Consider the following 6,866-nt stretch of genomic DNA (forward strand, 5'->3'; position numbering starts at 1 on the left):
GTAGTGAGGCGCGGCGGCCTCTTCCAGCTGGTCGTCGACGAGGTTGGACGGTACGAGGGGCCAGTCGCGCGCCCGAAGGGCGAGCCGCGCCCGGTCGGCGGGTGTCGAGGCCGCCGCGCCTCACTACGAGTCGCTGCGCGCGACCGCGAAACGGGCGTCGTCCCAGTTGGACGGGGGGAACTGGGACGGCGCCGCGGCCGAGGTGTACGACCACGCCCTGCCCGCACTGGCCAAGCTGGAGGCCCTCGTCCCGTACGCCAGACACCGCCGTACGGCGAGCGCCCGCAACGACGTCGCCGTTCTGCTCAACAACTGCGCGACCGCCGCCTCGGACGCACTCGGTCCGGCGGCGAACCTCAACGCGTCGAAGTGGTTCCGTACGGCGGCCGAGCTGGCGACGGACCCCGCCACCCAGCAGACGATCAAGACGAACCGTGACGGGCTGAGCGAGATGATGGCCACGTTCACGCAGATCAAGACGCAGGTCGACCAACTGGTCGCCGCCGGGCGGATCCATCTGGCCCGCACCCTCCTGCTGCAGGTCAAGAGCCAGCTGGCCCAGGCCGGTGGTCCGACCGGGGAGATCGACCGGATGCTGGCCGATCTGCGGGTCAGGCCGGCCACGTACACACCTCGGCGCGTCGGGGGCGGGGCACGGGCGCTGGCCTGGGCCGTGCTGCTCCTTCTGGGGATCCTGTTCGCGGGGTTCGTCTCGGGGCTCTTCGGGGACGACGGGGACTCCGGTTCCGGGTCCGGCTCAGGCTCCGGCGCGCCTCCGGCGAGCGGCGTCGCCGTCGTGTCGGCGGCGGAGATCACGGACAACAGCCCGGTGGGCAGCTGCATAGGGCAGGAGTCCGACTGGAAGCTCGGCGAACGCGAGGTGCCCGTCGTCTCGTGCGACGACCCGCACTGGGGCGAGGTGGTGGCGTATGTGCCGCTGGTGGACACGGAGTCGAGGTATCTGACGGCCAAGTACCCGGGAATCGAGCAGGTGGTGGCACTCTCCCGGTTCCGCTGCGAGCGCGCCCTGGCCGAGTTCCGGCCGGACGACACCCGGGTGATGGTCAAGTACTCGACCCCGGGCGAGGACGCCTGGGACCCGTCGGGGCCGACGCTCGACGAGTACACGACCTGCGTGGCGCACCGCATCGACAACGAGTACATGACGGCGGCGGACCGGGTGAGCCTCGACTCCCCGGCAGTGCCGACATCGGTGCGGATGCCCACGTTCGCCGCGAACATCGAGTTCAACGCGCCGGTGGGATCGTGCGTGGAGAGCAAGACCGACCTCGCCACCACCACGACTGATCTCCCCATCGTGCCCTGCGGCGAGGCCCATTGGGCGGAGATCGTGGGCTATCCCGTTCTGTACGACGAAGGCGACGCCCTCGCGGAGGCGGACAAGTGGCCGGGAGACAAAGTTGTCTACGCCAAGGCGCGGGCGGCGTGCGAGGATCGGACGAAGGGCCTGTCGGACGACCTGCGCCTGCACATCACCTATCCCGCGAAGGACTGGTGGACGAGTCCGGACCGCCCGATCTACGCCATGTGCGCCGTGTCCTATCTGGCCGACAACACCTTCACCGGCGCACTGCGATGACACGGCCGTCGGACAGCCGGCTGCCGATGATGACCACGGAGGAGAAACGGGTGGTGGGGGTCAAGGGGGCCGCTCTGCGTGTCAGTTCGCCGGAGGGCGCGCAGAGCGTGGTCGAGCTGGGCGGCGTATCCGTCACCGTCGGGCGGGCCGTGCCGGAGCGGGCGCCCGACGTGGGACTCGGGCCCGACCCGCAACGCTGGGTCGGCCGGCTGCACTGCACGCTCGACTTCGCCGACGGCATGTGGTCGGTGACGGACAACGCGAGCGTCAACGGCACGCTGCTGAGACACGGCGACACCATAGAACGGCTCCAGGCGCGCAAGCGCATCCAGCACGGGGACACGGTGCTGATCCTGGGTGACATGGATCCCGAAGGGGAGCCGGTGTACTGGGAGTTGACCTTCCTGGACCCGCACACCACCAGGCCCGCGCCGTTCGGTTCGCCGTCCGACGTACGCCACACCGGACCGTGCCTGCGCTACGACTGGGTCGCCGCCCGCGCGTACCGCAACGTGGACGGCGAGGAGACCCTGATCACCGGACTGCGCCCGCAGGGGCACCAGTTGCTCCGCTACATGGCGGGGCGCAGCACGAGCGGCGCGGCCGTCGCCTGTGAACACGCCGAACTGATCACGGCGTTGTGGGGCGCGCACGAGGAGTGGGCGCCGCACCGCTCGTACAGCAGGGCGGACATCGCCGGTGTCGTACGGGCCGTACGACGCTGCGTCGAGACGGACCCGTCGAATCCGAAGATCCTGGAGACGGTGACGGGGATCGGGTACCGGCTCAACGTCCTTTCCGGTGGCGGCGACAGCGCGAGCACGAACGAGGGGGGACAGGGGGCGGGACGGCGATGACACTGCTCGTGAGTGGCGACCGGGTCAGCGACACGCTCGTGATCGACCGCTCGCTGGGGGAGGGTGCGTTCGCCGAGGTCCACCGGGTGCGCCACGAGTACCTCGGCTGGCAGGCGATGAAGCTGTTCAAGCGGGTCGCCTCGAAGGAGGAGACCGTACGGATGCTGGACGAGGCCAGGCTGCTGTCGACCCTCGGGCACCCGAACATCGTGCGGGTCTTCGACGCGAACACCGTGCGCACGCCGGAGGGGGTGCGGGGCTTCTTCACGATGGAGTACGTCGCGGGGGGCAGCCTCGAACGGCTGGCCGCCGCGCACAAGTCGATGGTGCCCAGAGACCTGGTCGCCGAGGTGGTGACGCAGATCGCGAGCGGGCTCGCCGTCGCGCACGACCAGGACCCGCCGATCGTGCACCGGGACGTGACCATGGCCAACGTCCTGGTGGGCTACGACGGTACGGGCATGCGGGTGCGGGTGAGCGACTTCGGTCTGGCGAAGCGCGCCGACCCGTTCACGCATCTGGCCAGCGCCCAGGGGACGTACGCCTTCATGGCGCCCGAGGTGATGCGCAACCAGGGCTATTCGTGCGCGAGCGATGTGTGGTCGGTCGGTGTGATCGCGTATCTGCTGCTGACGAACCGCTTTCCGTTCCATCAGGGCGGGGAGGAGTTCTCGTCGTTCTCCTTCGGCCGCTTCAACCGCTCGCTGCTGCCGCCGAGCAGTTACAACGACGAGGTGGACGCCGATCTGGACCGGATCGTGCTCGCCATGCTCGAACTCGACCCGCAGAACCGGCCGGCGACGGCCCAGGTTCTCGGGGACGCGCTGCGTGAACGGGCGGAGGCGATGGCCGGGGCGGGGGCGGCGGCCGGTGAGTCGGTCGGTGACTCGGTCGGGGGTGCGGCGGCGTCCGGGGGCTCGGCGGTGTCCGCGAAATCCGCCGGGTCCGCGAAGGCCGCCGGGTCCGCGAAAGCTGCCGGGTCCGCGAGATCCGCCGTCAACAGGCCGCCCACGCAGCGCGCGCGGCGGCTGGCCGAAGAAGCACTCGAACTGGCCCGCTCGCCGGGGGAACTCGACCGCGCAGCTGACCTCATGGAGGAGGCCGTCAACTTGTCGCCGTACCTGCGCGACCTGCATCTGTCCAAGCTCACGCTGTGGCGCCGGGGGGTGATGATGTGAGCGGGCGACTCTCCCGGCTGCGGGAGGACCTCCAACAGCGGCGGCACCACCGGGCGTTCCGGATCGCGCCGCTGCCGTCGGACGAACCGTCGCGTGAGGAGCTGGCACGGCTGCTCGCGTCGGTGGCGGCGTCCACGACGGACCCGGGTGTTGAACAACAGGCGCCCGTGGAAAGCCCGTTGGAGGAGAAGGCGCTGGCCGACGCCGCGACCAATCTGTGGCGTGCCCAGCGCAGGCTCACCCGGCAGGGTGAGGAGGCGTCCACGCGCTCGCGGCAGACCGGCCGCTATCTGCGCTCGTGCCGCGAGGCGCTGGACGAGGCCGGACTCCTCGTACAGGAACACGAGGGCGACGCGTTCCACGCCGGGCGCTCGCTGGAGGCGCTGGCCTTCGAGGACGATCCGTCGCTGGAGGCCGACACGGTACGGGAGACCATCCGGCCGACGATCTATCTGCACGGGCGACGTATCCAGATGGGACAGGTGATCGTGGGCTGCCCGCCCAAGGCACCTGAGCTGTCCGAGCCGCCTGAGCTGCCTGGGTCGCCTGAGCCCGGGGACGCCGTTCCTGCCCCTGCCCCTGCACTCACTAAGGCTCCAGCTCCCGCCCCTGTCTCAGAAGCACCGTCCAGCTCGGACCACGAGAGGACCGATCATGCGTGACACCGTCGACTTCGGTATCGACCTGGGTACGACCAACAGCGCCATAGCCGTCGTCGAGAGCGGCGGTGTGTCCGTCATCAAGAACAACGACGGCTGGGACATCACCCCCTCCGCCGTCTGGATGCCCAAGGAGGGCCGCGTCCACGTCGGACGCGCGGCGCGCGACTGGGTGGAGAAGGACCCGGCCAACGCCACCGCCGAGTTCAAGCTGGAGATGGGCCTGGCCGACTCGCGGAAGGTCTTCGAGACCGCCGGCACCTCCCTCACCCCGCCCCAGCTCTCCGCCGAAGTGCTCAAGTCGCTGCGGGCGGACGCCACACACCACTGCGGCGCCGCGCCCGAGTCGGCGGTGATCACCGTCCCCGCGGCCTTCGCGCTGAATCAGAACAAGGCCACCATCGAGGCCGCCAAGCTCGCCGGATTCACCGCGGCCTGCCCCCTTGTGCAGGAGCCGACGGCGGCGGCGTTCGCGTACGGCTTCCAGGACGCCACCGACCGCGCGTACTGGATGGTGTTCGACTTCGGCGGCGGTACCTTCGACGCCGCGCTGGTCAGCAAGCGCGACGGTGACCTGCGGGTGCTCAACCACGCGGGTGACCCGTACCTCGGCGGCAAGCTGATCGACTGGGCGCTGATCGAGCGGCTGTTGGTGCCCGCGGCCGTCTCGCAGCTCGGGCTGACGGACCTGCGCCGGGACAACCCCAAGTGGCGCGGGAACTTCGCGAAGCTGAAGCGCGCCGCCGAGGACGCGAAGATCCATCTCTCTCGCCGCGACCAGGTCGAGCTGATGGTCGACCTGAACGACGCCAACGGCAACCCCGTCACCTTCGAGCACACCCTGACCCGCGGCGAACTCGACTCGGTCGCCGAGCCGTTCTACGTCCGGGCGATCAATCTGTGCCGCGACGCGCTCGCCGAGGCGGCCCTCGGCCCGGACGACATCGACCGGCTGCTGCTCGTCGGCGGCGTCACACTCTCGCCGGGTCTGCGCGAGCGGCTGGCCGATCCGCGCCACGGTCTCGGGATCGAGCTCGACGTCAGCCTCGACCCGACGACGGTCGTCGCCCGCGGCGCGGCGATCTTCGCCAGTACGGTCCGGATTCCGCGGTCGAAGACGGCGCCGGTCCCGGCCGGGCAGTTCGCGGTGGAGCTGTCGTACGAGCCCAGTGTCACCACCCTCCAGCCCACGGTCGGCGGACGTCTGCGCGGCGAGCAGGCCAACTGGACCGGCTACACGGTCACGTTGAACAACCCGCAGGGCCAGCCGCCGTTTCGCTCCGCCGCCATCTCGGTCAACGCGGAAGGCGTCTTCGTCACGGACGTGGCCGTCGACCCGCACACCACGTCGAAGTTCTTCGTGGAGCTGACCGACCCGTCGGGCGCGCGGTGCGAACTCACCTCCAACACGCTGACGATCACCCACCGGGACCTGGAGTTCGGCGGCGTACGGCTCGCGAACTCGCTCGGCATCCAGCTCGCCGAGCAGGTCTTCGCGCCGATGCTGCGCAAGGGCGCCACCTTGCCGACGTCGGTGCGGGAGGTGTTCCGTACGTCGGCGGCCCTGCACCGTTCCGACGCCGACGCGACGATCCGGATCCCGGTCATCCACGGCGAACGCAGCCGGGCCGACCGCAACCGTACGGTCGGGATGCTGGAGATCCGGCCGCGTGACATCCGGATCGATCTGCCGGCGGGCAGCGAGGTCGAGGTGACGGTCGAGGTCGACCGGTCGAGCATGGTCACGGTGATCGCCGATGTGCCGCTCGTACAGGCGCAGTTCGAGGCCGAGATCGATCTGGACAACATCCGGACCAAGGACCCCGAGGCACTGCGGGACGACTTGGACGAGGCGGAGGGACGGCTGTCGGCGCTGCGCGGATACGTGGCGGAGGCGGGCTCGGCCGATGCCGAGCGGCGGCTGGCCAAACTGGACGAGGAGCGGTCCGTCAGCACCGCCCGCGACCAGGTGGAGGCGGCGGCCGTGGACAACGGCGCGGCGGCGACGGCGGAGGAGCGACTGCGGGACCTCCAGGCGGAGTTGGACGACATCGCGGACGCGGTGGGGCTGCCCGGTCTCGTACGGGATCTGCGGGCCTCGCTCGCCGAGGCCGACGAACTCGTGCGCCAGCACGGGGACACGGCCGACCGGCAGGAACTCGCCGCGATCCGGAGCCGGGCGGACGAGGCGATCAACGCGCAGGACTCGGTGGCCGTTCGCGGACTCATCGACCGGACGGGCACGCTGCTGTTCGAGCTTGAGCGGCGGAGCCCCGACTGGTCGGTGAAGCTCTTCTACACCCTCCAGGACATGCTCCGGTCGTCCGGGCAGGCGGGGCCGCTCATCCAGGAGGGGCAGCGCGCCATCGCGGCGAACGACCGGCAGGGCCTGGACGCGGTGAACCAGCGGCTGTACCGGCTGCTTCCGAAGGACGAGCAGGACAAGGTCGTCTGGCTGGGCAGGGCATGAGCGAGGTGACGGACAACCCGGTGGACGCGCGGGCGCTGCACCTGCAACTGGCCGTGAGCCGGGCGCACTCGGCGGCGCGCACGGCTCACGGCCAGTTGCAGG

The 6,866-nt window shown here is 70.5% G+C and carries 5 protein-coding genes; all 5 read left to right on the forward strand.

Translation table 11 applies throughout. The features are described 5' to 3' along the window. The first annotated feature begins 43 nt into the window (after positions 1-43). The 5 genes from BHU15_RS28795 to BHU15_RS28815 are packed head-to-tail and all read left to right on the forward strand — an operon-like array spanning position 44 to position 6,764. Entirely contained in the window at positions 44-1,600 is a 1,557-nt protein-coding gene (locus BHU15_RS28795; protein WP_069629845.1) for a septum formation family protein, read from the forward strand. After that, the gene (locus tag BHU15_RS28800; protein WP_079128442.1) at positions 1,597-2,457 is read left to right on the forward strand and encodes an FHA domain-containing protein; all 861 of its coding nucleotides are present in this window, start codon (positions 1,597-1,599) and stop codon (positions 2,455-2,457) included. Before BHU15_RS28795 ends, BHU15_RS28800 begins: the two co-directional genes overlap by 4 nt. Further along, positions 2,454-3,635: a serine/threonine-protein kinase gene (locus tag BHU15_RS28805; RefSeq protein ID WP_069629847.1), complete on the forward strand. Its 1,182-nt coding sequence runs from the start codon at positions 2,454-2,456 to the stop codon at positions 3,633-3,635. Before BHU15_RS28800 ends, BHU15_RS28805 begins: the two co-directional genes overlap by 4 nt. Continuing rightward, positions 3,632-4,297, forward strand: coding sequence for a hypothetical protein (locus BHU15_RS28810; RefSeq protein ID WP_069629848.1), 666 nt, complete (start codon positions 3,632-3,634; stop codon positions 4,295-4,297). The genes BHU15_RS28805 and BHU15_RS28810 overlap by 4 nt, the downstream gene beginning before the upstream one ends. Beyond that, complete coding sequence (locus tag BHU15_RS28815; RefSeq protein ID WP_069629849.1) at positions 4,290-6,764, forward strand: Hsp70 family protein; 2,475 nt, start codon at positions 4,290-4,292, stop codon at positions 6,762-6,764. The genes BHU15_RS28810 and BHU15_RS28815 overlap by 8 nt, the downstream gene beginning before the upstream one ends. Positions 6,765-6,866: the final 102 nt, after the last annotated feature.

The organism is Streptomyces niveus (assembly GCF_001723055.1).
GTDB classification, from domain to species: domain Bacteria; phylum Actinomycetota; class Actinomycetes; order Streptomycetales; family Streptomycetaceae; genus Streptomyces; species Streptomyces niveus.